21 protein-coding genes are annotated in these 22,772 nt (G+C 71.8%); 14 read left to right on the top strand and 7 right to left on the bottom strand.

Features of this window, described 5'->3' with window-relative positions:
* Positions 1-6: 6 nt before the first annotated feature.
* Positions 7-966: an aldo/keto reductase gene (locus C4T78_RS33190; RefSeq protein WP_093348072.1), complete on the bottom strand. Its 960-nt coding sequence runs from the start codon at positions 964-966 to the stop codon at positions 7-9.
* 106 nt (positions 967-1,072) lie between these two features.
* Here C4T78_RS33190 and C4T78_RS33185 point away from each other — a divergent pair, with 106 nt between their 5' ends.
* The 8 genes from C4T78_RS33185 to C4T78_RS33150 all read left to right on the top strand — a co-directional run bounded on the left by C4T78_RS33185 (position 1,073) and on the right by C4T78_RS33150 (position 10,519).
* A complete protein-coding gene (locus C4T78_RS33185) occupies positions 1,073-2,437 on the top strand; it encodes an amidohydrolase (RefSeq protein WP_235863099.1) in 1,365 nt (454 codons plus the stop codon).
* A gap of 110 nt (positions 2,438-2,547) precedes the next feature.
* Positions 2,548-3,528: a methyltransferase gene (locus C4T78_RS33180; protein WP_093348075.1), complete on the top strand. Its 981-nt coding sequence runs from the start codon at positions 2,548-2,550 to the stop codon at positions 3,526-3,528.
* Between the two features lie 213 nt (positions 3,529-3,741).
* Positions 3,742-5,250, top strand: a complete 1,509-nt coding sequence (locus C4T78_RS33175) for an ABC transporter substrate-binding protein (RefSeq protein WP_093348077.1) — start codon at positions 3,742-3,744, stop codon at positions 5,248-5,250.
* A gap of 196 nt (positions 5,251-5,446) precedes the next feature.
* Entirely contained in the window at positions 5,447-6,388 is a 942-nt protein-coding gene (locus tag C4T78_RS33170) for an ABC transporter permease (RefSeq protein ID WP_093348080.1), read from the top strand.
* Positions 6,385-8,139 carry a dipeptide/oligopeptide/nickel ABC transporter permease/ATP-binding protein gene (locus C4T78_RS33165; RefSeq protein ID WP_093348082.1) on the top strand — a complete coding sequence of 585 codons (1,755 nt, stop codon included), beginning with the start codon at positions 6,385-6,387 and terminating at the stop codon, positions 8,137-8,139. Before C4T78_RS33170 ends, C4T78_RS33165 begins: the two co-directional genes overlap by 4 nt.
* A gap of 89 nt (positions 8,140-8,228) precedes the next feature.
* Complete coding sequence (locus C4T78_RS33160; protein WP_235863100.1) at positions 8,229-9,089, top strand: ATP-binding cassette domain-containing protein; 861 nt, start codon at positions 8,229-8,231, stop codon at positions 9,087-9,089.
* 5 nt (positions 9,090-9,094) lie between these two features.
* Positions 9,095-9,688, top strand: coding sequence for a TetR/AcrR family transcriptional regulator (locus C4T78_RS33155; protein WP_093348087.1), 594 nt, complete (start codon positions 9,095-9,097; stop codon positions 9,686-9,688).
* A gap of 102 nt (positions 9,689-9,790) precedes the next feature.
* Entirely contained in the window at positions 9,791-10,519 is a 729-nt protein-coding gene (locus C4T78_RS33150) for an alpha/beta fold hydrolase (protein ID WP_093348090.1), read from the top strand.
* Here the strand turns inward: C4T78_RS33150 and C4T78_RS33145 are convergent, their stop codons facing one another.
* The gene (locus C4T78_RS33145; protein WP_374703920.1) at positions 10,520-11,485 is read right to left on the bottom strand and encodes an aldo/keto reductase; all 966 of its coding nucleotides are present in this window, start codon (positions 11,483-11,485) and stop codon (positions 10,520-10,522) included.
* A gap of 100 nt (positions 11,486-11,585) precedes the next feature.
* Between C4T78_RS33145 and C4T78_RS33140 the strand changes: the two genes are divergently transcribed.
* Positions 11,586-12,326 (top strand): SDR family NAD(P)-dependent oxidoreductase, encoded by a 741-nt coding sequence (locus tag C4T78_RS33140; RefSeq protein ID WP_177247435.1) that lies wholly within the window; start codon positions 11,586-11,588, stop codon positions 12,324-12,326.
* Positions 12,327-12,413: 87 nt separating this feature from the next.
* Positions 12,414-13,523: a zinc-binding dehydrogenase gene (locus C4T78_RS33135; protein WP_093348095.1), complete on the top strand. Its 1,110-nt coding sequence runs from the start codon at positions 12,414-12,416 to the stop codon at positions 13,521-13,523.
* A gap of 6 nt (positions 13,524-13,529) precedes the next feature.
* Here C4T78_RS33135 and C4T78_RS33130 read toward each other — a convergent pair whose 3' ends face one another.
* Positions 13,530-14,093 (bottom strand): TIGR03086 family metal-binding protein, encoded by a 564-nt coding sequence (locus C4T78_RS33130; RefSeq protein WP_093348098.1) that lies wholly within the window; start codon positions 14,091-14,093, stop codon positions 13,530-13,532.
* Positions 14,094-14,214: 121 nt separating this feature from the next.
* On the opposite strand from C4T78_RS33130, the gene C4T78_RS33125 reads away from it, so the two are divergent.
* The 3 genes from C4T78_RS33125 to C4T78_RS33115 are packed head-to-tail and all read left to right on the top strand — an operon-like array spanning position 14,215 to position 17,001.
* The gene (locus C4T78_RS33125) at positions 14,215-15,402 is read left to right on the top strand and encodes a Bcr/CflA family multidrug efflux MFS transporter (protein WP_093348100.1); all 1,188 of its coding nucleotides are present in this window, start codon (positions 14,215-14,217) and stop codon (positions 15,400-15,402) included.
* Positions 15,403-15,443: 41 nt separating this feature from the next.
* On the top strand, positions 15,444-16,613 hold the full coding sequence (locus C4T78_RS33120) for a GDSL-type esterase/lipase family protein (RefSeq protein ID WP_093348103.1): 1,170 nt from the start codon (positions 15,444-15,446) through the stop codon (positions 16,611-16,613).
* A gap of 7 nt (positions 16,614-16,620) precedes the next feature.
* Positions 16,621-17,001, top strand: coding sequence for a winged helix-turn-helix transcriptional regulator (locus C4T78_RS33115; protein ID WP_093348105.1), 381 nt, complete (start codon positions 16,621-16,623; stop codon positions 16,999-17,001).
* Here C4T78_RS33115 and C4T78_RS33110 read toward each other — a convergent pair whose 3' ends face one another.
* Positions 17,002-17,964, bottom strand: a complete 963-nt coding sequence (locus C4T78_RS33110; protein WP_235863101.1) for an ArsR/SmtB family transcription factor — start codon at positions 17,962-17,964, stop codon at positions 17,002-17,004.
* Between the two features lie 91 nt (positions 17,965-18,055).
* Between C4T78_RS33110 and C4T78_RS33105 the strand changes: the two genes are divergently transcribed.
* Entirely contained in the window at positions 18,056-19,330 is a 1,275-nt protein-coding gene (locus tag C4T78_RS33105; protein WP_093348656.1) for an MFS transporter, read from the top strand.
* A gap of 9 nt (positions 19,331-19,339) precedes the next feature.
* Here the strand turns inward: C4T78_RS33105 and C4T78_RS33100 are convergent, their stop codons facing one another.
* The 3 genes from C4T78_RS33100 to C4T78_RS33090 are packed head-to-tail and all read right to left on the bottom strand — an operon-like array spanning position 19,340 to position 22,574.
* Entirely contained in the window at positions 19,340-20,095 is a 756-nt protein-coding gene (locus tag C4T78_RS33100; protein ID WP_093348110.1) for a hypothetical protein, read from the bottom strand.
* A 7-nt stretch (positions 20,096-20,102) separates the two neighbouring features.
* A complete protein-coding gene (locus C4T78_RS33095; RefSeq protein ID WP_093348113.1) occupies positions 20,103-21,017 on the bottom strand; it encodes a 3-methyladenine DNA glycosylase in 915 nt (304 codons plus the stop codon).
* A gap of 27 nt (positions 21,018-21,044) precedes the next feature.
* On the bottom strand, positions 21,045-22,574 hold the full coding sequence (locus C4T78_RS33090) for a protein kinase domain-containing protein (RefSeq protein ID WP_235863102.1): 1,530 nt from the start codon (positions 22,572-22,574) through the stop codon (positions 21,045-21,047).
* Between the last annotated feature and the right edge of the window lie 198 nt (positions 22,575-22,772).

The raw sequence follows: 22,772 nt of genomic DNA, 5'->3' as shown, positions 1-22,772 counted from the left end.
CTCCTGTCAGGGACCTTCCGGGGAGACGGCGTCGCGGTCGGCCCAGAACGGCTCGACCAGCGCGCGCAGCTCGTCGGAGCCGACGCGCGCCAGCAGGTCGAAGGCGCCGATGTTCTGCTCGACCTGCTCCAGCCGGCTCGCGCCGACCAGGGTGGAGACGTTGGCCGGGTGGGTGAGGGTGAACGCGATGCACAGCTGCGCCGGGGTGGTGCCGAGCTTCTCGGCGAGGTCGGCGAGCACCGGCACTGCGGCCAGGATCGACTCCCGGACGCCGCCCGGATCGCGGCCGATGGCGCGTCCGGGAGTGGTGTTGCCCGCGAGGATCCCGCCTTCGAGCACGTCGGAGGCCTCCATCTGGAAACCGGCGCGGAACAGCTCGGCGAAGGGCGCACCGTCCGGAATGGACCGTCGCGCGACGCTGTACTTCAGCTGCGCCAGCTGCGGCCCGGCGACCTCGTCCCGGTCGGCGATGTCGCGCAGGGCGCGGATGTTCGGCGCGGACCAGTTGTTCACGCCCCAGGCGCGAATCAGCCCGTCCCGGGCGAGTTCGGCGAGGTCGCCGACCAGGTCGTCCAGCGGCACGTCGTCGCACCGCAGATCGCCGAGGATCACCAGGTCCGCGTGGTCGAGGCCGGTGCGCAGCAGCGTGTTCTCCAGCTGCGGGCGGAAACCGCGCGGCCCGAAGCCCTCGATCCACAGCTTGGCGGAGAGCAGGAAGTCCTCGCGGGGCGGGCCGATCGCGCGCATGATCGCGCCCCAGATCACGTCGGTGAAGGTCGGCGGAGCGCCGGGCAGGCCGTAGACGCCGACGTCGAAGAGGTTGACGCCGCGGTCGAGGGCGTGGCGGACCATCGCCACCGCATCGGCGAAGTCCACCCGGTCGTAGGTGTGCCAGGAACCCAGGGAGAGCGCGGAGGCTTCGAGGTCGGTGCTACCGATGCGGCGGTGCGGAACGGAGGTGTGCACGGATCGCCAGCTCCTTCGGATCGAGCGGGTGCAACGGCACGAACCTGGGTTAGTCTACAGCCGTTGACTCAAATGTCGAGTCCACGGCGGAGAAAGGGGAGTGCCCGTGCGCGCAGCAGGGGACAGCACCCGAGGAATCGCCGACCTCGTCCTGCACGGCGGGGTCGTTCGCACCATGACCGAGCAGAACCCGGCGGCGACCGCGATCGCCTTGCGCGGCGGGCGGATCGCCGCGATCGGCACCGACCGCGAAGTGCTGGCGCTGGCCGGTCCGGCCACCGGGACCATCGACCTGGCCGGGCGGGCGGTCCTGCCCGGCATCAACGACGCGCACCTGCACGCCACCTGGCTCGGTGCGCTCTGGCCGCGAACCCTGTTCGGGCCCGGCGGCGGTGAACCGCGAAATCCGCTGCACACCAACGAGCAGCGCCGTGCGGCGATCCTGCGCGCCGGTGAACTGCTGGCCTCCCTCGGTATCACGAGTTACACCGAGCCCGGCCTCGGGCCGGGGGAGGACGACGGGCCGACCGGCGCGTTCGGCAGCCCGGTCGTGGCGCAGTACCGCGAGCTCGCCGCCGAGGGGCTGCTGAAAGCCCGCGTCACGGTGCTGTCGCTGTACGGCGAGCTGGACGGCCGCAGCTCGCTGTCCGACGTGCTCGCCGGGCTGGCGGCGGACCGCTCCAGCTCCGACCCGCGCTGGCTCAGGTTCGCCGGGATCAAGATCTTCGCGGACGGCATCCCGCCGATGCGCTCGGCCTGCACCAAGTGCGGTTACGCCGACGGGAGCTCGGCCGGCCTGCTGGTGGACGGGGTCGACGACGCCGATCGCGAGCACAACCTGACCCGGATGATCGTCGCCGCGCACCGGGCCGGGCTGCAGGTGGGCGTGCACGCCACCGGCGACCGCTCGATCGAGGTCGTGCTCAACGCGGTCGAACTGGCCGGGGTCGGGCACGGCGCGGATCTCGGCCACTACGTCATCCACGGTGACATGGCCTCGTCCGAGCAGCTGCGGCGGATGGTCGACCTCGGCGTCGGACTCGACGTGCAGCCGGGAATCGCCCTGTGCACCGGCGAGCAGGTCGACGCGGTGCTCGGGCCCGGGGTGGCGGCGGAGTCCTGGCGCCTGGGCGAGGCGCTGGAGTTCGGCGTGCGGATGTGCGTCACCTCCGATGCGCCGGTGCTCTCGCCCGACTGGCGGCGGCAGATCGCCGCGGCGGACGAATGGCTGGGCCCGGCGGAGGATCCCCGGCAGCGCACGGCGCAGCTCCTGCGCTGCTGCACGGTCGAACCGGCTCGCCAGGACGGCGCCGCGTCGTGGAAGGGAGTGCTCGCGCCTGGGATGGCGGCGGATCTTTGCGTTCTCGCGGCGGACCCGCTCGCGGTCGCACCGGCCGAGCTGCCGGATGTCGATGTCGACCTGACCGTCGTGGACGGACGAATCGTCCACGACCGCGCGGGCACCGGCTGATCGGTCCACAATGGCCTTTCCAGGCTCGGAATTTCTTTTGTACCGTCGTAGAAATCGAGCGGGAATCACCGAACCCGCATCTTCTCCCCATGCAAATTCCTGGAGGAAACATGTCCGCAGCACCGACGCCGGAGCGCATCGTCGACATCGCGATCGGGTACATGGGTGCCAAGCAGCTCTTCGCCGCCGCGCGCACCGGGATCTTCCGCGAACTCGCCGCGGGTGAGCGCAGCATGGAGCAGCTGGCTGCCGGGACGGGCCTGAGCGAGCAGACGGCCCGGATCCTGGCCGACGGGATGAACGCGCTGGGGCTGCTCGACCGCCACGACGGCCGCTACCGCCTCGCCCCCGACGCTGCCGAGTTCCTCTCGGGCGAGGGTGAGACGGATCTGCACCCGTTCCTCGCCTTCCTGAACGAGATCAGCTTCGGCCACTGGTCGCAGTTCGACGCCACCGTGGACACCGCCGAGCCCGGCGACCTGCGGATGGACGAGGGCCGGTGGGCGACGTTCATGGCCGGTGTCATGCGCTACAACGCCCTGCACGCGGCGATGCTGGCCCGCGGCTTCGACTTCGCGCCCTACCGGGACATGCTGGACTTCGGCGGGCTCTCACCGGCCTTCGCGATCGGCGCGATGCGGGCCAACCCGGAGCTGTCGGTCCGCTTCGCCTTCGCGCCGGACTTCACCGACGGCATCACCGGTGCGCTGGAGTCGGCCGGGCTGAGCGGGCGGGCCCGGATCGACCCGGCGCCGACCGACACCGCGGATCCGGGCGGTGCGCACGACATCGTCATGCTCAACCACGTGATCCACCGGTTCTCCGCGGAGCAGAACCGGGCGATCCTGGGCCGGGCGCGAGCGGCGGCGCAGGACGGCGCGACGTTGCTGCTGCTGGACTTCCTGCTCGACGACGACGAGCGGCAGCGCGGCATCGACGCCCTGCACGCGGCGGAGTACCTGGTCATCGACGGCACCGTGGTCTACCCGGCGGCCGAGGTCTTCGGCTGGTTGCGGGAAACCGGTTGGCAGCCGCGAGAAGTGCTGGAACTGCCCGGAAGTCCGCGGGTGATCGTGGCCGCGGCGGGCTGAGCCGCGGCGGGAAATGGCCTCGTGCGGGCGGATTCCGGCGAGGCCATTGCATTTTTAGCCGACATCCGTAGACTCAACGGCCACGACGCGGTGCGGCGGCGAGCAACGAGCCCCTCCCTCGCGTCCCGCTCGCCCGGGAAATCCGCAGCCGGTGGCGAGGATCCTCCCGTTTCGAACGGTCATCAGCGCCCCTCTCGCCGGAGGCAGAGATCCATGAAGAGGCTCTGGAAAACCGCACTCGCCGCAGTCCTCGCACTGACCGCGGCCGGATGCACCAGCATCGCCGGGAATTCCGGCGGAGCGACCGACGTGCTCAAGATGGGCACGTTCCAGGACGTGACGTCGTGGGACCCGGCCAACGCCGACATCGGCTTCGACGGCCCCTACCTGTCGGCGGTCTACGACCCGCTCGTCTCGCTCGACGAGAACTCCCAGCCGGTGCCTGCGCTGGCGACCTCCTGGTCGTTCTCGCCGGATTCCCGCACGCTGACCATGCAGCTGCGCACCGGCGTCACCTTCGCCGACGGGCAGCCGTTCGACGCGGCGGCCGCGGTGAAGAACCTGGAGCACCTCCGGGCCGGAGCGCGCTCCGGGCAGGCGTACCTCAACGTCGATTCGGTCACCGCGGTGGACCCGCAGACCATCGCCCTGCACCTGACGCGCAAGGACGACACGCTGCTGTACTTCATGGGCCTGGGGCGCAGCTGGATGGCCTCGCCGGCCGCGATCGACCGCGGCGACCTGGCCACCGACCCGGTCGGCTCCGGCCCCTACGAGTACCGGGCCGCCGAGTCGACCGCCGGTGCGCAGTACGTGTTCGCCAAGAAGCCCCAGCACTGGGACGCCGCCACCTACCCGTTCACCGGCGTCCAGATGTTCCCGATCACCGACCAGACCGCCAGCCTCAATGCGATGCTGTCCGGTCAGCTCAACGTCGCCTTCGCCAATCCGGCGGAAATCCCGCAGGCGCAGCAGAACGGCTGGAACGTCTCCTCGAAGGTCGCCTCCTGGGTCGGCCTCCAGTTCGTCGACCGCACCGGCCAGCGCCTCGCGCCGCTCGGCGACGTGCGGGTGCGCCGCGCGATCAACCACGCCTTCGACGGAGCGGCCATCCTCAAAGCGGTCGGCCAGGGCGGCGGCACGGTGAGCAACCAGGTGTTCCCGGTCGGCGACCCGGCCTACGACCCGGCGCTCGACGACCGCTACGCGCACGACATCGCCGAGGCCAAGCGGCTGCTGGCCGAAGCCGGTCACCCGCGGGGCTTCCCGGTGCGGATGCCGATGTCGCCGATCTTCCAGGCCTGGCAGCCTGCCGTGCAGCAGACCCTCGGCGAGCTCGGCATCACGGTCAGCTGGGACGAGATGTCGCAGGCCGACTACCAGAAGAACGCCGCGACCTACCCGATGTTCATCGCCGTCATCGCGATGGACTCCAACCCGATGGCCTCGGTCGCGGGCCGCTTCACCACCGAGCAGTGGTACAACCCGGAACCGTCGATCGAGGCCTTCCCCGAGATCGCCGAGCTGGTCGCGCGCACCGAGGCGGCCTCCGGCGACGAGCAGATCGGGCTGGCGCGCGAGCTGAACGGCAAGCTCGTCGACCTCGCCTGGCAGGACGTCTGGTACCAGGCGAACAACACCTACTTCAGCGTTCCGGGCATCGAGGTCACCCCGATCACCGGAATGATGTTCCCGACCCTCCGCTTCATCCAGCGCGGCTGAAGGAATGCTTCCAGCGGCTGGTGCGCGCGGCGGTGCGAGTTGACAGGCCGCTCACCGAAGGAGAAAGCGGCTTGCGTCGCTTGTCAAGACAGCACGTGGTCCCGGCGATGCGGGATCCGGCGCCCGTGAGCGCTTCGGGGCGTCATGGCACCCCGAAGCGCTCACGGGAGGCTCACTCATCCGAGAGGGGTGCGCAATGCTCAAGTTCACCGTCCGGCGGTTGCTGTCCGGGCTCGTCCTGCTGGTCGTGGTCACCTGCGGCTCGTTCTTCCTGGCGCACCTCGCGGTCGGCGACCCGACGGCCGGGCTCCTCGGCAACAACGCCACTCCGGCCCAACAAGCGGTGCTGCGCCAGCAGCTCGGGCTCGACCGGCCGCTGCCGGTGCAGTTCTGGGACTGGGCCTCGCACGCCGTCCGCGGCGACTTCGGCACCTCGTGGCGCAGCTTCCAGCCGATCTCCGAGCAGATCGCGCTGCGCGTGCCGGTGACGCTGTCGGTGGTCCTCGCGGCCACCTTCCTGGCCGCCGCGCTGGGGCTGGTGATCGGCTCGGTGGCCGGGCAGCGGCCGGGCGGGCTGCTGGACCGGTGCCTCAAGCTCGCCTCGGTGGTCCTGTTCGCGCTGCCCGGTTTCTGGGTGAGCCTGGTGCTGGTGCTCTGGTTCGCCGTGCAGCTGCGCTGGTTCCCCGCGGTGGGCTACGTGTCGCCGGACGAGTCGGTGCTCGGCTGGCTGCGCTCGATCACGCTGCCCGCGGTGTCGTTGTCGCTGACCGCGATCGTGCTGGTCGCCGAGCAGCTGCGCAACGGCCTGCTGGAGGTCGGCGGGCAGGACTTCGTCCGCACGCTGCGGGCCCGGGGCCTGCCCGAGCGCAGGGTGGCGCTGCACGTGCTGCGCAACGCATCGCCCGCGGCGCTGACCGTGCTGGCGCTGATGTTCGTCGGGCTGCTCGGCGGCGCCGTGGTCGTCGAGGTGGTGTTCAACCTGCCGGGCATCGGCAGCCTCACCCAGTCGGCCTCGCAGATCGGCGACATCCCGACGCTGCTCGGGCTGACCGCCGTGACCGTCGTGTTCGTGGTCGTCGTCAACTTCCTGCTCGACCTCGTGCTCGGGTGGGTCAACCCGAAGGTGCGTGAGAAGTGACCGCAACCGCGCAGGCCGACCGCGGCCTCTGGCGGCGCTACCTGCGCCGCCCCGCCGGTGTCCTGGCCCTGGTGGTGTTCCTGCTGGTGGTGCTCGCCGGTCTGCTGGCGCCGCTGATCGCACCGCACGACCCGAACTACGTCGACTTCACGCTGGCGCAAGCGCCGCCCGGCCCAGGGCACCTGATGGGCGGCGACTCCACCGGGCGCGACATCTTCAGCCGGCTGCTCCACGGTGCGCGCACCACCGTCTACGGCGCTGCTGTCGCGTGCCTGACCGGGATCGCGCTCGGCGTGCCGGGCGGTGTCGCGGCCGGTTACCTCGGCGGGCGGGTGGACCGGATCGGCTCGTGGATCAGCGACGCGGTGCAGTCGGTGCCCGGCATGGTGGTGCTGCTCATCGTCGCCGCGGGCACCGGCTCGAACTTCACCGTGCTGATGGTGACGATCGGCGTGTTCATGGCACCCGGCTACTTCCGCATCTCGCGCTCCCGAGCGCTGGCCGTGCGCAAGGAGCCCTACATCGACGCCGCCCGCGTCGCGGGCCTGACCAACGCCCAGGTACTGCGCAGCCACGTGCTGCGAGCGGTGCGAGCGCCGATCATCATCCAGACCGCGCTCACCGCGGGCATCGCGATGGGGATGCAGACCGGACTCCAGTTCCTCGGCGTGGGCGCCGCGTCGACGCCCAGCTGGGGCCAGATGATGAACGACGGCTTCCGCACCATGCTCAACCACCCGTTGATCCTGCTGTGGCCATCGGCCGCGCTCGGCGTGACCATCGCGGCACTGGCGTTCATGGGCTCGACGCTCGCCGACCTGGTGAGCGTGCGGACCGGCGAACCCGGTCGCCACGACCCGGCCGGGCCCGACCACCCGGCCACGGGTTCGCTGGTGCACCCGCCGGAGCGGGCGGCGCTGCGGATCGAGAACCTCCGCGTCTCCTACCGGTCCGGAACGAGCGGGAAGCAGGTGGTGCACGGGATCTCGCTCGACGTCGCGCCCGGTGAAGTGCTGGGCATCGTCGGGGAATCCGGCTCGGGCAAGTCGCAGACCGTGTTCGCCGCGCTGGACCTGCTGCCCGCCGCCGCGCGCAGCACGGCCGACAGCATCCGGATCGGCGGCCGGGAGGTCGGCGGCCTGCCGCGCGGCAAGCGGCACGCGCTGCTGGGCACCGAGATCGGCTACGTGCCGCAAGAGCCGATGAGCAACCTCGATCCCTGCTACACGATCGGATACCAGCTGGTCGAGCCGCTGCGCGCGGTGCACGGCCTCGGCAGGGCACAGGCGCGGGAGCGCGCCCGCGAGATCCTGCAGCGGGTGGGCATCGCCGAACCCGACCGGCTGCTGGCCAGCTACCCGCACCAGATCTCCGGTGGGATGGCGCAGCGCGTGCTCATCGCCGGAGCCGTCGCGGGGCGTCCCGGCCTGCTCGTCGCCGACGAGCCGACCACCGCGCTCGACGTGACGGTGCAGGCCGAGGTCCTGGAACTGCTGCGGGAACTGCAGGCCGAGCACGGCATGGCGATGGTGATCGTCACGCACAACTTCGGCGTGGTCGCCGACATCTGCGACCGCGTGGTGGTGATGAAGGACGGCGCGATCGTCGAAACCGGCCCGGTCGGGCGGATCTTCGCCGAACCCGCCGACCCCTACACCGCCGAACTCATCCGGGCGTCCCAGGAAGACGCCGAAACCCGCGCCGACCTCGACGCGGCTCAGGACCGACTCGGACGGACGGTGCGCGCATGAAAAGTCCCGAGCCCTGCGAAACAGCATCTCAGAGGACCGTGCTGCAACCCAGCCACGAGAAGCCGCAAAACGCGGGATCGACGCCCGACGTGACCACCACTGTGAATCGCGGAGAGGCGGCACCGATCCTGGACGTGGCTGATCTGGTGGTGGACTACCGCCGGGGGCGGAGCACCTTCCGCGCGCTGCACGGGGTGTCGCTGAGCATCGGGGCGGGGGAGTGCGTGGGGTTGGTCGGCGAGAGCGGTTCGGGCAAGTCCACGCTGGGCAAGGCGATCCTGGGCCTGAGCCTGGTGTCCTCGGGTTCGATCCGCATCGACGGGCGCGACATCACGCGCGCGAGCGGAGCCGACCGGCGCCGGCTGGCCGCCGACGTGCAGGTGGTCTTCCAGGACCCCTACGGCTCGCTGGACCCGGCGATGACGGTCGGCCAGGCGGTGGCCGAGCCGCTGCGGGCGGCCGGAACCGACCGGGAGACCGCTCGCGCCGCGGTCGCCGAGATGCTCGACCAGGTGCGGCTGCCCGCGGACGCCGCCGCCCGCTACCCCGGCGAGTTCTCCGGAGGGCAGCGGCAGCGCATCGCCATCGCCCGGGCGCTGGTGCGCAAGCCGCGGCTGATCATCTGCGACGAGCCGGTCAGCGCGCTGGACCTGACCACCCAGGCGGCCGTGGTCGACCTGTTCATCGACATCCAGCGCGAGACCGGCGTGTCCTACCTGTTCATCTCGCACGACCTGGGTGTGGTGCGCCGCGTCTGCCACCGGGTTTCGGTGATGTACGGTGGGCGAATCGTCGAGTCGGGGGCGAACGAGACGATCACGCGCAGCCCGGCGCACCCGTACACGCGTCGACTGCTGCTCGCGTCCCCGGTCGCCGATCCGGCCCGGCAGGCCGAGCGCAGGCGAGCGTGGCTCCGGCTGCGCAGCCCGGGCGAGTCGAGCACAACGTAGGGGCCATGCCGAAGATCATCGATCACGACCAGCGACGCAGGGAGATCGTCGAGGTCGCCAAGCAGCTCATCATCGAGGGCGGGTTCGAGGCCGCGACCATGCGCAGCATCGTCGCGGCGGCGGGGTACGCCAACGGTGCGCTCAAGCGGTACTTCCCGAGCAAGGACAGCATCATCGCGGCCACCTTCCAGAGCGTGCTGGCCGAGATGAACGAGCGCTCCGGCGAGCAGCGCCCGGAACCCGAGGACGCGGAAGCGGCGCTGCGCCACTACGTGGAGGCGGCGCTGCCGCTCGACCAGTACCGGATCGACTCGGCGCGAATCCTGCTGGCGCTGTGGGAGCACTCGGTGGCCAACGAGGAGCTGGCGGAGCTGTACCGCGAGCACCTGCGGACCTGGCGGGCCCAGCTGGCGGAGCGCATCGCCGCGGCCCGCGGCAAGGGCGAAGCGCCGGACGACCCGGCGGTGACGGCGGTGGCGGGCGAGGTCATCGGGGTGTCCATAGGGGCGAACGTGACCTGCCTGATGTTCCCCGACGGTGCCCTGATCCCGGAGTACCGGGCCTACGTGGACCGCCTCCTGCGCCACATCGCCGACTGAACCCCGAGCGGGACCCGCACCCTGTTCGCAAAGCCCGCACCGGCACTGCGCCGGGCGGGCTTTTCGGGAGAAGTGCGGGGCTTTTTGGTCTACAGTCGTAGAATGACGATTGATCTAGCCATCGCCCGCACCACTCCGGACGAGGTCACCGGCCCCGCCGTCGTGCTGATCCACGGCTTCGCCTCCAGCGGCGCGCAGGACTGGCCTGCCGATCGGTGGGCCCGGCCGCTGGCCGCCGCCGGACGCGAAACGCTGGTGGTCGACCTGCCCGGGCACGGCGAGAGCCCGCGCGTCGGCTCCGCTGCCGAGGCCACCACCGGTCGGGTGCTGGAGAAGCTCGACGAGGCGCTGCGAGCCGCTGGTGCGGATTCCGTCGACGTGGTCGGCTACTCCCTCGGAGCGAGGTTGGCGTGGGATCTCGTTGCGGTGAGCCGGGTTCCGGTCCGCCGGCTGGTGCTCGGCGGGCTGAGCCCGGTGGAGCCGTTCGCGGCGGTGGACGTCGCCGCCGCTCGCGCCGCGGCGCGGGGCGGCGACCGGCCCGCCGATCAGCTCACCGGCATGGTCCTGGGCATGGCGAGCGCGCCCGGACGGGACACCGAATCGCTGCTGTCGCTGGTGGAAGGCCTGGCGAGCGAACCGTTCGACCCCGCGGCCGCCCCGCCCGGGGTTCCCGCGCTGCTGGTCGGGGGAGTGGACGATCCCATGTCGCAGGGCATCGACGAGCTCGCCGGGCACCTGCCGCAGGGCGCGGTGCTGCGGGTTCCCGGGGATCACCTCGGTGCGCTCGCCGGTGATGAGTTCCGGGCTGCGGCGGTGGAGTTCCTCCGCTGATCACCAGGTTCCGTCGGGGCTGAGCTCCCGGTCGAGCCAGAGGTGTTCCACTGCCGCGCGGAGCTGGGCCCCGTGCACCTGCCACAGGCGCAGGGCGGCCAGGTTGTCCGCCAGCTGCTCCGCGCGGCTCACGCCGAACAGCACGTTGGCCACCGCCGGGTGCTCCAGGCAGAACGCGATCGCGGCCTGCGCCGCGGTGGCGCCGAACTCGGCCGCTGCGGCCGCGACGTCGTCGGCCGCAGCGCGGATCTGCTCGCGGATGTTGCCCGGGTCGGCGCCGATCTTGCGCTGCGGGTGCTTGCGGCCGGCCAGGATGCCGCCTTCGAAGACGTCCGAGGCCTGCAGGGCGAGGGTGCCGTTGCGGAAGTGCTCGCCGTACGGGCCGCCCTCGGCCATCGAACGGCGGACGATGCTGTACTTCAGCTGTGCGAAGCACGGCGGTACCAGGCCCTCCCGCGCGGCGAAGTCCACTGCGGACGTCAGGTCCTTGGCGATCCAGTTGTTCACGCCCCAGCTGCCGATCCGGCCCGCGCGGATCTGCTCGTTGACGTCCAGCACGATCTGCCGCACGTCCGGCTTCTCCAGGTAGTCGCCGACGACCGCGGTGTCCAGGCGCGCCACGCCGACCCGGTCCAGGGAAGTGGTCAGCTGCTCCTCGAAACCGGTGCGCGGGTACTCCCACAGCCACAGCTTCCCGCACAGCTGGTAGCGGTGCCGTTCGATGCCCGCCGCGCGGACGGCTTCGCCGAAGATGATGTCGGTGCGGGCCTGCTCGGCGTGCGGGCCCATGTTGTAGTGCGCGACGTCGAACAGCGTCACGCCCCGCTCGATCGCGGTCGAGATCAGCGCGACCGCGTCGGCGAAGTCCATCCGGTCCCAGGTGTTCCAGGAGCCGAGGCCGAACACCGAGGTCCGCACTCCGCCCGGGCCGAGCTGCCGGATCGTGGATCTGCTCCGTTCGTCCACGATTCTCCCTTCATCGCAACGGCTTTTTAGTCTACGGTCGTATAATAAAACGTGATCCGGATGCGCGGCAGGTGTCGCGCCGAATCGAGGGTGGTCTGCGATGGGCGAGCTGTCCCGAGTGGTGCTGGTGACCGGAGGCGGCAGCGGAATCGGCCGCGGCGTCGCGGAATCCTTCGCGGCGGGCGGCGATCGCGTGGTGGTCGCCGACATCTCGGCCGGTGCGGCCGAAGCGGCGGCGGCCGAGCTCGGCGCGGAGTGGGTGGCGTTGGACATCTCCGACGCCGCCGCGGTGGAGGCGGCGGTGAGCCAGGTGCACGACCGGATCGGCGCGGTGGACGTGCTGGTCAACAACGCCGGGCTCACCGCGGGCGGCGGTCCGCTGGTGGAGCTGGACATCGCCGCCTTCGACACGTGCTTCCGGGTGAACCTGCGCGGAACCTTCCTGATGACCAGGGCGGTCGGTGCGAGGATGGCCGAACGCGGCGAGGGCGGCGCGATCGTGAACATCACCTCGATCGGCGCGCGGCAGCCCACACCGGGTCTCGGGCACTACGAGGCGAGCAAGGCCGCTGTCGAGGCGCTGACCAGGTCGGCCGCGATCGAGCTGGCACCGCGCGGAATCCGGGTCAACGCGGTGGCGCCCGGCCCGGTGCGCACGCCGATGACCGCCGGGCTCACCGCCGACGCCGCCGCCCGCGCCGCGTGGGAGCAGCGGATCCCGCTGGCCCGGATCGCCGAGGTCGCCGACGTGGTCCCGGCCGTGGTGTTCCTCGCCTCCCCGCAGGCCCGGCACATCACCGGCGCGAGCCTGCAGGTCGACGGCGGCCAGCTGCTCGGCTGAGCTGTCGAGTTGTTGCCAGGCGCGACTTTTCCGTCTCCGTTCGTAGTCTGATGATCGTTCGTGGTGTTCCGCGAGAAGGGGTTGGCGATGACGCTTCCGACGACGACCGCGGCGGCCGTGCTCACCGGGCACGTGCAGCCGCTGGCCCTGCAGGAGGTCCCCCTGCCCGCCGAGGTCGAACCCGGTGCGGCGCTGGTGCGGATCACCTGCGCCACGCTGTGCGGCACCGACGTGCACCTGTGGCAGGGGCGGATGACCTTCCCCGGGATGCTGCCGGTGATCCTGGGCCACGAGATGGTCGGCGAGGTCGTCGCGGTGGGCGAGTCCACATCGGACGCGCTGGGCAGGCCGATCGAGCCGGGCGCCCGCATCGGCTGGTCGGAATCGGTGTGCGGCCGCTGCTACGGCTGCACCGTCCTGCGCGAACCGGTGGCGTGCACCGACCGCGGCTACGGATTCCGCCAGCGCGCCGACCAAAGCCCCTACGCGACCGGCGGTTTGACCCAGCTCTGCTACGTCACCCCCGGCGCGGCCAAGCTCCTGCTGCCCGACGAGGTGCCGGACACCTGGGCGGCGATGTCGGGCTGCGCGGGCAAGACCGTGCTGCGCGCGTTCGACCGGGCGGGCGGCATCCGTCCCGGCTCGACCGTGGTGGTGCAGGGCGCGGGCGCGCTGGGCATCTTCGCCACGGCGGCCGCGCGGATCGCCGGTGCCGCGCAGGTGATCACCATCGGCGGTCCCGACGACCGGCTGGCGACCGCGACCCGCTTCGGCGCCGACGTGACGGTGCCGCTGAGCCGCAAGCCGGTGGGCCGGATCGCGACGGTGCGGGAGCGCACCGGCGGTCGCGGCGCGGACTACGTGTTCGACTTCGCCGGTGCCGACACCGTTGGCGCCGAAGCGGTGGGCATGGCGGCCCAGCAGGGCACGATCGTGGTGGTGGGCTCGACCGGCTCCAAGCCCACCCCGGTGCCGCTGGGCGAGGTGATGGGCAAGGAGCTGACCGTGCGCGGCTCGCTCAACGGCGACATCTCCGACTACCACCGGGCGGTGGAGTTCTTCCGCACCTTCGCCGACCGGATGCCCTGGGACGAGCTGTTCAGCGAACCGGTCGGCCTGGGCGGGGCGTCCAAGGCGCTGGCCGCGATGGCCAACCAGGGCAAGATCAAGGCCGTGATCGACCCGCGCCTGCCCTGAGAGCGGTCAGGGCCGCCAGCCCGGGTCCCGGCCGGTCAGCCCGATGAGCCGGTCCAGCGGCGGGGCGTCCGGGGAGACCTCGACCGGTGGGTCGAACGGGCCTTCCTCGGATCCGGCGGCCGGGCCGACGAACTCCAGGCACGCGGCCAGGGATTCCGCGTCGCAGTCGAACGGCTGCCCGGTCGCCTTCGCGAGGTCCCAGCCGTGCACCACGAGTTCGTCCAGCGCGATCAGACCGGCCACCGGGCCGGGCAGCTCCAGGCCACCGGCCTGCGTCATCCCGCCCCAGGCCGCCGGGTCCTCCCAGGCCCTCGCCAGCGCGCTCAGCTGCTCGGGGACGCGGGTCCGCCAGTCGGCGGGCAGCCGGGAAGCGTCACCGGAGGGGCCCTGCGCGGTGAGCGAGAAGTCCTTCACCGCGGCGGCGGTGAAGGCGATGCTCAGCCCGCTGATGTGGTCGATCAGATCGCCGGCGGTGTACTCCGAGCACGGGGTCGGCGCGGTGAGCTGTGCGTCGGTGACGCCGGTCAGCAGTCCGGCCAGCCGGTCGGCGGCGGGGGTCAGATCGTGCATCGGATCTCCTCGGATCGTCGAATCACCGGTGCATACGACCACGAACCACCGACGTCGGCTCCGCGCGCGGTCGGCTAACGTGCTGTCGGCTCATTTGCGCGGCGAACGAACGAGGCTGGGGATGTCTGCACCGGACAGGACCAAGTACGTGCTGATCCTGGGCGGGTTGTCCGCGTTCGGCCCGCTGGCCATCGACATGTACCTGCCCGCCTTCCCGGAGATCGCCGCCGAACTCGGCACCGGGGCGTCCCAGGTCCAGCTGTCGCTGACCGCCTGCACGCTCGGGCTCGCGCTGGGTCAGCTGGTGGCCGGGCCGCTCTCGGACACCTTCGGCAGGCGGCGCCCGCTGCTGATCGGCCTGGTGGTGTTCACGCTGGCCTCGCTGCTGTGCGCGTTCGCCCCGTCGGCCTACGCGCTGGCCGGTTTGCGGCTGGTGCAGGGATTGGGCGGGGCCGCCGGGATCGTCATCGCGCGGGCCGTGGTCCGCGACATGTACTCGGGCGTCGAGATGGCCCGGTTCTTCTCGCTGCTGATGCTGGTCAACGGGCTGGCGCCGATCCTCGCGCCGCTCATCGGCGGCCAGCTGCTGCAGGTGACGTCGTGGCGCGGGGTGTTCCTGGCGCTGGCCCTGATCGGGGCGGTGATGCTGGTGGCCTCCGCCTTCGGCGTGCGCGAGACGTTGCCCGCGCAGAACCGGCGGGCCGGGAACCTGGGCGAGACCCTGCGCACCTTCCGCGCGCTGCTCGGCGATCGCGCGTTCGTCGGGTGCTCGCTGTCGTCGGCGCTGGCCTTCGCGGCGATGTTCGCCTACATCTCGGGTTCGTCGTTCGTGCTGCAGGACGTCTTCGGCATGTCGCCGCAGATGTTCAGCGTGGTCTTCGGGATCAACTCGCTGGGCATCATCCTCGTCGGACAGCTCAACGCCCGCCTGGTCGAGCGCGCTGCGCCCCGCCGCCTGCTGGCCGTCGGCCTGGGCTGCACCGCGCTCGGAGGAGTCGCGGTGGCGCTGTCGGCGGCCGTCGGCGCGGGCCTGGCCGGGCTGCTGCCCGCGTTGTTCCTGGTGGTGTCCAGCATCGGCATGGTCTCGCCGAACGCCACGGCGCTGGCGCTGTCCGGGCACCCGGAGACCGCAGGCAGCGCTTCGGCGCTGCTCGGTGTGATGCAGTTCTCCGCAGGCGCCCTGGCCGCCCCGCTGGTCGGCTCCGCAGGCACCGACACGGCTCTGCCGATGGGCCTGGTCATGGGCGGTTTGTCGGTGGCCGCCGTGCTCGTCTTCGCGGTGCTGGTCCGGCGCCGAACCGCGGCGTAATTCGGGTGCGCCTCGGGCGCCGAGTTGACAGGGTGGGGCTCATGAACGATTCCGCGGCCGTGCCGATCACCACTCCGATCACCGACAGCATCGTGCGCGGTGCGCTGGAACTGGAGCGGACGGAACGCGGAGTGCGGCCGCACCGCCTGCCCGCGAAGGCGCGCGCGCAGTGCGCCGACGGGCAACTGGCCATGGTGGAGTCGCAGCCGTCCGGGGTCCGGCTGGCCTTCCGCACCGCGGCGACCGCGATCGAGCTCGACGTGCTGGGCACCAGAACGGTCTACCGGGGCGCCCAGACCCTGCCCGGCAACGACTACGACCTCCTCGTCGACGGCCGGCCGGCCGGCCGGGCCAGGGCGACCGGTGGCAACGTGGTCACCATCGACATGGCCACCGGCGGTGTGGACACCGAAACCGGCCCGGTCGGCACCGTCCGGTTCACCGGGCTGGCCGCCGAGGCCAAGGACGTCGAGATCTGGTTGCCGTACCGGGAGACCACCGAGCTCGTCGAGCTGCGCACCGACGCGCCGGTGGAACCCGCCCCGGACCGCGGCCGCCGGGTGTGGCTGCACCACGGCAGCTCGATCAGCCACGGCTCGAACGCGGATAGCTCCAGCACGACGTGGCCCGCGCTGGCCGCGGCCGCCGGTGAGGTCGAGCTGATCAACCTCGGACTCGGCGGCAGCGCGCTGCTCGACCCGTTCACCGCCCGCGCGCTGCGCGACACCCCGGCGGACCTGATCAGCGTCAAGATCGGCATCAACGTGGTCAACGCCGACCTGATGCGCCTACGCGCGTTCGGCCCGGCGGTGCACGGCTTCCTCGACACGATCCGCGAGGGGCACCCGGGAACGCCGCTGCTGGTGATCTCGCCGATCCTGTGCCCGATCCACGAGGACACCCCGGGCCCCGGGGCGCCGGTGTTCGCGGACGGGATGGTGCGGTTCCGGGCGACGGGCGATCCGGCGGCGCGCGCCGCCGGGAAGCTGACGCTCAACGTCATCCGCGAGGAGCTGGCGCGCATCACCGCGCAGCGGGCGGCCGACGACCCGGACCTGCACCACCTCGACGGGCGCGAGCTCTACGGCGAGGCCGACTTCGCCGAGCTGCCGCTGCCGGACGCGCTGCACCCCGACGCCGCGGCGCACCGCCGCATCGCCGAGCGCTTCGCGGAGTTCGCCTTCGGAGGACCGTTCCGCGCCGTGCTATAGGTATCCCATGGTTACCGAGCAGGACAGCGCGTTCGACCGGGGGAAGCTGACCGATCCGAACTGCCCCACCCGGCTGGTGCTCGACCGCATCGGCGACAAGTGGACGGTGCTCGTGGTGACCCTGCTCGCCGACGGCCCGCTGCGCTTCACCCAGCTGCGCGCGGGAATCGGCGGCGTGGCCCCGAAGGTGCTGACCCAGACGCTGCGGGCGCTGGAGCGCGACGGCCTGGTGACCCGCACGGCCTACCCGGAGATCCCGCCGAAGGTGGTCTACGAGCTGACCGAGCTCGGCCATTCGCTGCGCGCCCCGGTGGCGGCGATCGCCGACTGGTCCGAGCGCAACGTCAACCAGATCCTCGCCGCCCGGACCGCCCACGACCAGGCCTGATCAGCCCGCCCCGGCCAGCAGTCCGGTGCCCAGAGCGGTACGGCTGTAGAGGACGTACCGGCCTTCCCGCTGCACCGCGACCAGCCCGGCAGCGCGCAGCGCGGTCAGGTGCTGCGAGGCGTTGCCCGCCGACATCCGGGTGCGGCGAGCGAGCTCGGTGGTCGACCTCGGCGCGTCCAGCTCGGCCAGCAGCACAGCCCGGGACCGGCCGACGACCGCGGCCAACGCGTCGAGCGAAGCGGGCCGCTTAGGTGCCCAGAGCGCGCCGATGCCGCGGGAGGGGTAGCGCAGCGCGCTCGGCCACAGCGGCTCCAGCTTGGAGAACACGACCGGCCAGATGAACGTCGACGGCACCAGCACGAGCCCGCGACCGTCGAGGACGTGCGTGCCCTCGAAGTACCGGTGCCGCACGCGCAACCCGTCCTCGCGCCACTCGACCGCCGGGCTGAGCTCGCTGAACAGCCGCGCGGCACCGCCCTCCACCAGCAGCGCGCCGCGGTGCCGGACGTCCTGGTCCAGCAGGTCCTGCATCTCCGGCCACCACGGCTCGACGGCCAGCGCCCAGTAGGCCTCGATCACCTCGGCCAGCCGAGGCAGCTCGCGAGCCGGGTCGGCGTGCAACCGGCGGACCGGCTCGGATGGCGTGCGCACGGCGCTCTCGATCATGGCGCGGACCGAGTGCTCGGGCACCGACCAGAGATCCGCCAGCTCCTCGGCCAGCGTCGGTCGCTGTCCGGCCGGGACCGGGGCGAGGAACCCGGGCAGGATCCTGCTCGGCGTCGGGATCAGGTCGAACAGCAGCGAAAGATCGGTGGTGCCGCGGTCGAGCCGGGCCTGCGCTTGGGCGCGCCACGCGTGGTGCAGCGGGTGCTTGCCGGGTTCCTTCAGGACGCGAACGCTGGCCGTGACCTCCCACAGCGGGGAGCGGGCGAACCTGATCCGGGCCAGGCCTTCGGCCGACATCGTCATCCTGAGCAGTTGCGGCCTCCCGGTGGTGGATTCGGCCCAGTCTAAATTCGTGGCCGCCGGGCCCGGCAACCGCGATCGTCGCCGCGTGATCGAAAAACCAGCGGTCCCGGACCGGTTGCCGGGGCAGTTCCGGTCGTTCTTCGCCGCCATCGCGGGCAGCGACTTCGGCACCCAGATCAGCTTCGTCGCGCTGCCGCTGACCGCGGTTCTCGCGCTCGGCGCGGGCGCGGCCGAGGTCGGTGCGCTCACCGCCCTCACCACGGCCGCGTTCCTGCTGATCGGCCTGCCGGCCGGTGCCTGGGTGGACCGGCTGCCCCGCCGCGCGGTGATGATCACCACGGATGTGGTGCGCGCGGTCCTGTACGGCTCGGTCCCCGTCGCCTGGCTGCTGGGGGCGCTGACGATGCCGCAGCTGTACGCGGTGGCGCTGCTCGGCGGAGTGGCGACGGTGTTCTCCGAGGTGGCCGCGCAGACCTTCCTGCCCGAGCTGGTGGGCCGCGACCACCTGGTGCCGGCCAACGCCCGGCTGATGGGCGCGCGCGGCGTGAACCAGATCATCGGCCGGAGCGCGGGCGGGTTCCTGGCCTCGGCGTTCGCCGCGCCGGTCGTGATCGCGCTCGACGCGCTCAGCTACGCGTGCTCGGCCGTCGTGCTGTGGCGGATCCGGGTGGCGGCACCGGCGGCTCCGGCGCGGCCGGGATCGAGTGTGTGGCCGGACGTGCGGGACGGGCTGCACCACGTGCTCGGGAACCGGGTGCTGCGACCGCTGGCGATCGAAGGCGCGCTGACGAACTTCGCCACCACGCTGACGATCACCGTCCTGCCGGTGGTGTTCGTCCGCGAGCTGCGGCTCGACGAGTGGGTTCTCGGGGTCTTCCTCGCCGTCGGCGGCTGCGGAGCTCTCGCCGGGGCGGTCTGCGCGCGAGCCCTGGCGGCCCGCTTCGGGTACGGCCGGGTGCTGTGGATCGCCGGCGTGGCGGCCAGTTGCGCCGGGTGCGCGGTGCCGCTGCTCAGCAGCGGTTCCGGGCTGTGGTTCGCCGCAGCCGGGTGGGCGGTGCTCACCACCAAGACGGGTATCGGCAACGTGCTCGCCGTGAGCCTGCGGCAGTCGATCACCCCGGACCACCTGATGGGCCGGATGAACGCGACGTTCCGCTTCCTGCTCACCGGCGCGCTCGCCGTCGGGGGAGTGCTGGCCGGGGCGCTCGGCGGGTCAGCGGGCGCCCGCGCGGTGCTGTGGGTCTCGGCGGGAGTCTTCGCGGTGACCTGGCTGGCGGTGTTCCTCTCGCCGCTGCGCTCGCTGCGCTCGCTGCCCGAAGCTCAGGAGCCGACGGTCACACGGGTTGCCGCGACCAGGTGAGGACGGAGGTCAGGCGTTCCCGGCGTCTTCCAACTGGTCGCGGATGTTGAGGTAGTTGGGGTCTGTGCGCGGGCAGGCCGCGAAGAACTCCTCGACGAGGGGGCGGTGGGTGCTGAGATGCGCAGTGGCCAGCACTGCGACCGCGGTGCTCCGCAGCTCCGCGTCCTCGCCCTGCGCGGCTCGCACCGCGATGTCGGCCACAGATGACGCCTCGACGTTGCCGAGTGCGCGGAGTGCGTCCTTTCGCTGGTCGGTCGTGCGAGCGGTGTCGAAGACGATCTCGCCGAGAGCGGCGATGAGTTCGGAGCTGGGCTCGTCGGCCCACAACGCGCCGTCCGCGGCCATGCAAGCGGTGAGCAGCACCTCGCTGCTCGCCGGGGCTCGAAGAACTGCAGCGAGCAGGTCCGCGTCATCAGGTCGCGCCAGATTCATCATCGCGCCGAGAGCACTGGCATGATCAGCGCCGTCGTGCGCTGCGCCGCTGTCCGTTGCGGGCATCGGCGGCCTACGCAGTACTTCGCGGGCACGTTCCAGCACCTCGTCCGCATGCTCTTGCAGGGGATTGGCGAAGCCCCACCTGCTGGTTCGCTCCTCGGCCGAGTACATGTCCAGGGCAATGCTCACCGCCACCGTCCGGCCGCTTCGCAGCAACGCGAGGAACGCTTCGTCCACGCCCAACGCGCCGGTCGGTGCGTGGAGCTCGCGACGCGCCGTTTCGAGGGCGGGATCCTCGAATTCGACGTGCTGCCAGTAGTGGGTGGTCACCGCGTGATCATTGCACGGCCGGTCCGGTGGGAGAGTGCGGTTCTGCTCCGAAACCGGCGTCAGCCCAGCGAAGCAGGTCCCGGCAGGTGTCGATCAGCCGCTGCCGCAGCACGGCCGCCTCATCGGCGAACTCGCGCTGCCTGCGCACGTAGTCGGCGCGGCCCTCGGGCGTTTCGATCGGGACCGGCTCGTAGCCGAGGTCGCGCAGGTCGTAGGGGCTGGCCCGCATGTCCAGCTCGCGAACCCGCACCGCCAGCTCGAAGCAGTCCGCGACCAGCTCGGCGGGCACGAACGGATCCAGCTTGTAGGACCACTTGAACAAATCCATGTTCGCGTGCAGGCAGCCCGGCTGCTCCAGGCGGACCTGGTCGGCGCGCTCGGGCTGGAGGGTGTTGAGCGGGCGCGCGGGCGGGGTGAAGAACCGGAACGCGTCGTAGTGCGTGCAGCTGACCTGCATCGAGTCCACGACCTCGTCGGTGCCTGCGTGCCCGAGCCGCAGCGGCCAGCCGGAGTGGCGGACGTCGCCCGGTTGCGTGCGGTAGACCATGGCCCACTCGTGCAGCCCGAAGCAGCCCAGCCGGGGCCTGCGAGCCGCGGTGGCGCTGAGCAGGCCGAGCACGAACTCCGCGGTGCTGCGGCGCTTGTCGGTGAAAGCAGCGGGATCGAGCATCACGCCGTCCGGCGTGCTGGTGAACCCGCGCCGGTCCAGGAACTCCGCACCACCGGCCAGCACCACGCCCACTTCCGGCTGCCAGCGCTCCAACCGCGCCGGGCGGAAGCTGTAGTAGGTGAACAGGAAGTCCAGCACCGGGTGCTTGCGGTGCTCGTGCTGGCGTTCGCGGTGCGGCCGGGTCCACTCGGCGACGCGGTCGCGGTGGGCGGCCTGCCGGGCCCGCCACTGGTCTTCGGACAGCACGGTCATCGCCGGTCAAGGGTAGCCGGACCCGTCTCAGCGGTGGAACCGCACCCAGTCCAGGTCCACGAAGGGGACGGGCCCGTCGGCGATGACCGACAGGTGCACGGTGCGCTTCCCGGACAGCGGGCGCAGCAGGTCGACCGGCACCACCTTCCAGCCGTCCCCGTTCTTCGGGACCACCGGGATCTTGGCGATCAGCTCACCGGAAGGCCCGCCCAGGCGCAGCTCGATCTTGCCCTTGAGCTCGCCGTTGACGACGCGCAGCCTGGCGGAGACCTGGGACGCCGTAGCGGAGCCGAACTCGACGTTGTCGAAGGTGAGCGAGGAGCCGTCCTCCATCGAACCGGCGAACTGGACGGGCCCGCGATCGCCGTACTCGGTGCGGAGCTGACCGGCTTTGCTGCCGGAGGTCGCGCGCTCGGCCTCGAGGACGCCGAACGGGCTGTCGTCGGCGGCGGGGGTGCCGTCGGGGAGCTGAACGGAGGTGCTCTCTCGTCCCGGAACGCCCGATGGCTCTGGTCCACCGGCGCGCCCGAGCAGGAATCCGCCGGTCGCGGCGCCGATCGCGAGCACCGCTGTCGCGCCGAGCACGATGGTGGTGCGGGTTTTGGAGCGCTTCGCGGGCGGTGCCGGTGCTGTGGGCTGGTCGGGCGGGGGAGCGGTGGGAGCGATCGGGCGGGGCGGTTCGATGTCGCGGAGGTACTCCTCGAACGGGTGCTCCCCGGCTTGGCGGGCCAGGTCGTGCACCCGCCGCCGCACCTCCAGCAGCGGCATCCGGCGGGCCGGGTCCTTGACCATCAGCCCGCTGATGACCTCGCCGATGGGCCCCGCCTGCTGGTGCTGCGGCACCGGGCCGTGCACGATCGAGCTGATGGTGATCAGCGGATCACCGGTGCTCTCGTAGGGCAGGCGCCCCTCGGCCGCGGCGAAGAGCATGGCGCCGAAGCTCCACAGGTCCGCGTTCGCGCCGAGCTCGCCGCCGATCGCGATCTCCGGGGCCAGGTAGGCGGGAGTGCCGACCAGCACGCCGGAGCGGGTCAGGGTGGATTCCGCGGTGCTGCGGGACATGCCGAAGTCGGCGAGCTTGACCTGGCGATCGGCGCCGAGCAGCACGTTGCCGGGCTTGACGTCGCGGTGCACGATGCCCACCTGGTGCGCCGCCTGCAGCGCCGCCGCGACACCGTCGGCGAGCACGGCCAGCTTCGCGGGAGGGAGCGAGCGGTGCTTGTTGAGCAGCTTGGCGAGGCTCAGCCCGTGCACCAGCTCCATCACGACGAACGGCTGATCGTTCTCGCGTGCGACGTCGTAGAGCAGCACGGTGTTCGGGTGGTTGAGCGCGGCCATCGCCCGTGCCTCGCGCAGCGCGCGTTCCCGCATTTCGGCCGCGTGCTCCTCGGCGAGGCCGGGGGACAGGCGGAGTTCCTTGACCGCGACCGGGCGGTGCAGCAACTCGTCGGTTCCGGCCCAGACTTGGCCCATGGCGCCGTGGCCGATGGTGCCCTCCAAGCGGTAGCGAGCTCCGATCAGGCGGCGTTCAGGGGCGGCATCTGCGAGGTGAGGCACACCCCGATCATCTCGCACTTCCCACGAACGGGTGACCGGGTCGGGTGAGATTGCCCGACCCGGTCACTGTCAGTGCACGTGAGTGCCGTCGCGGACTGTTCCGACGTACTCCTCGACGAGGTCTTCCATGGCGACGACGCCGATGGGTGCTCCGGTGGTGTCGACGGCGGTGGCGAGGTGGCTGCCGGAGCGCCGCAG

Source organism: Saccharopolyspora kobensis, from assembly GCF_900108315.1.
GTDB classification, from domain to species: Bacteria; Actinomycetota; Actinomycetes; order Mycobacteriales; family Pseudonocardiaceae; genus Saccharopolyspora; species Saccharopolyspora kobensis.
Note: the sequence above shows the minus strand (reverse complement) of the source record. Positions and strands in the feature narration are given on the sequence as shown.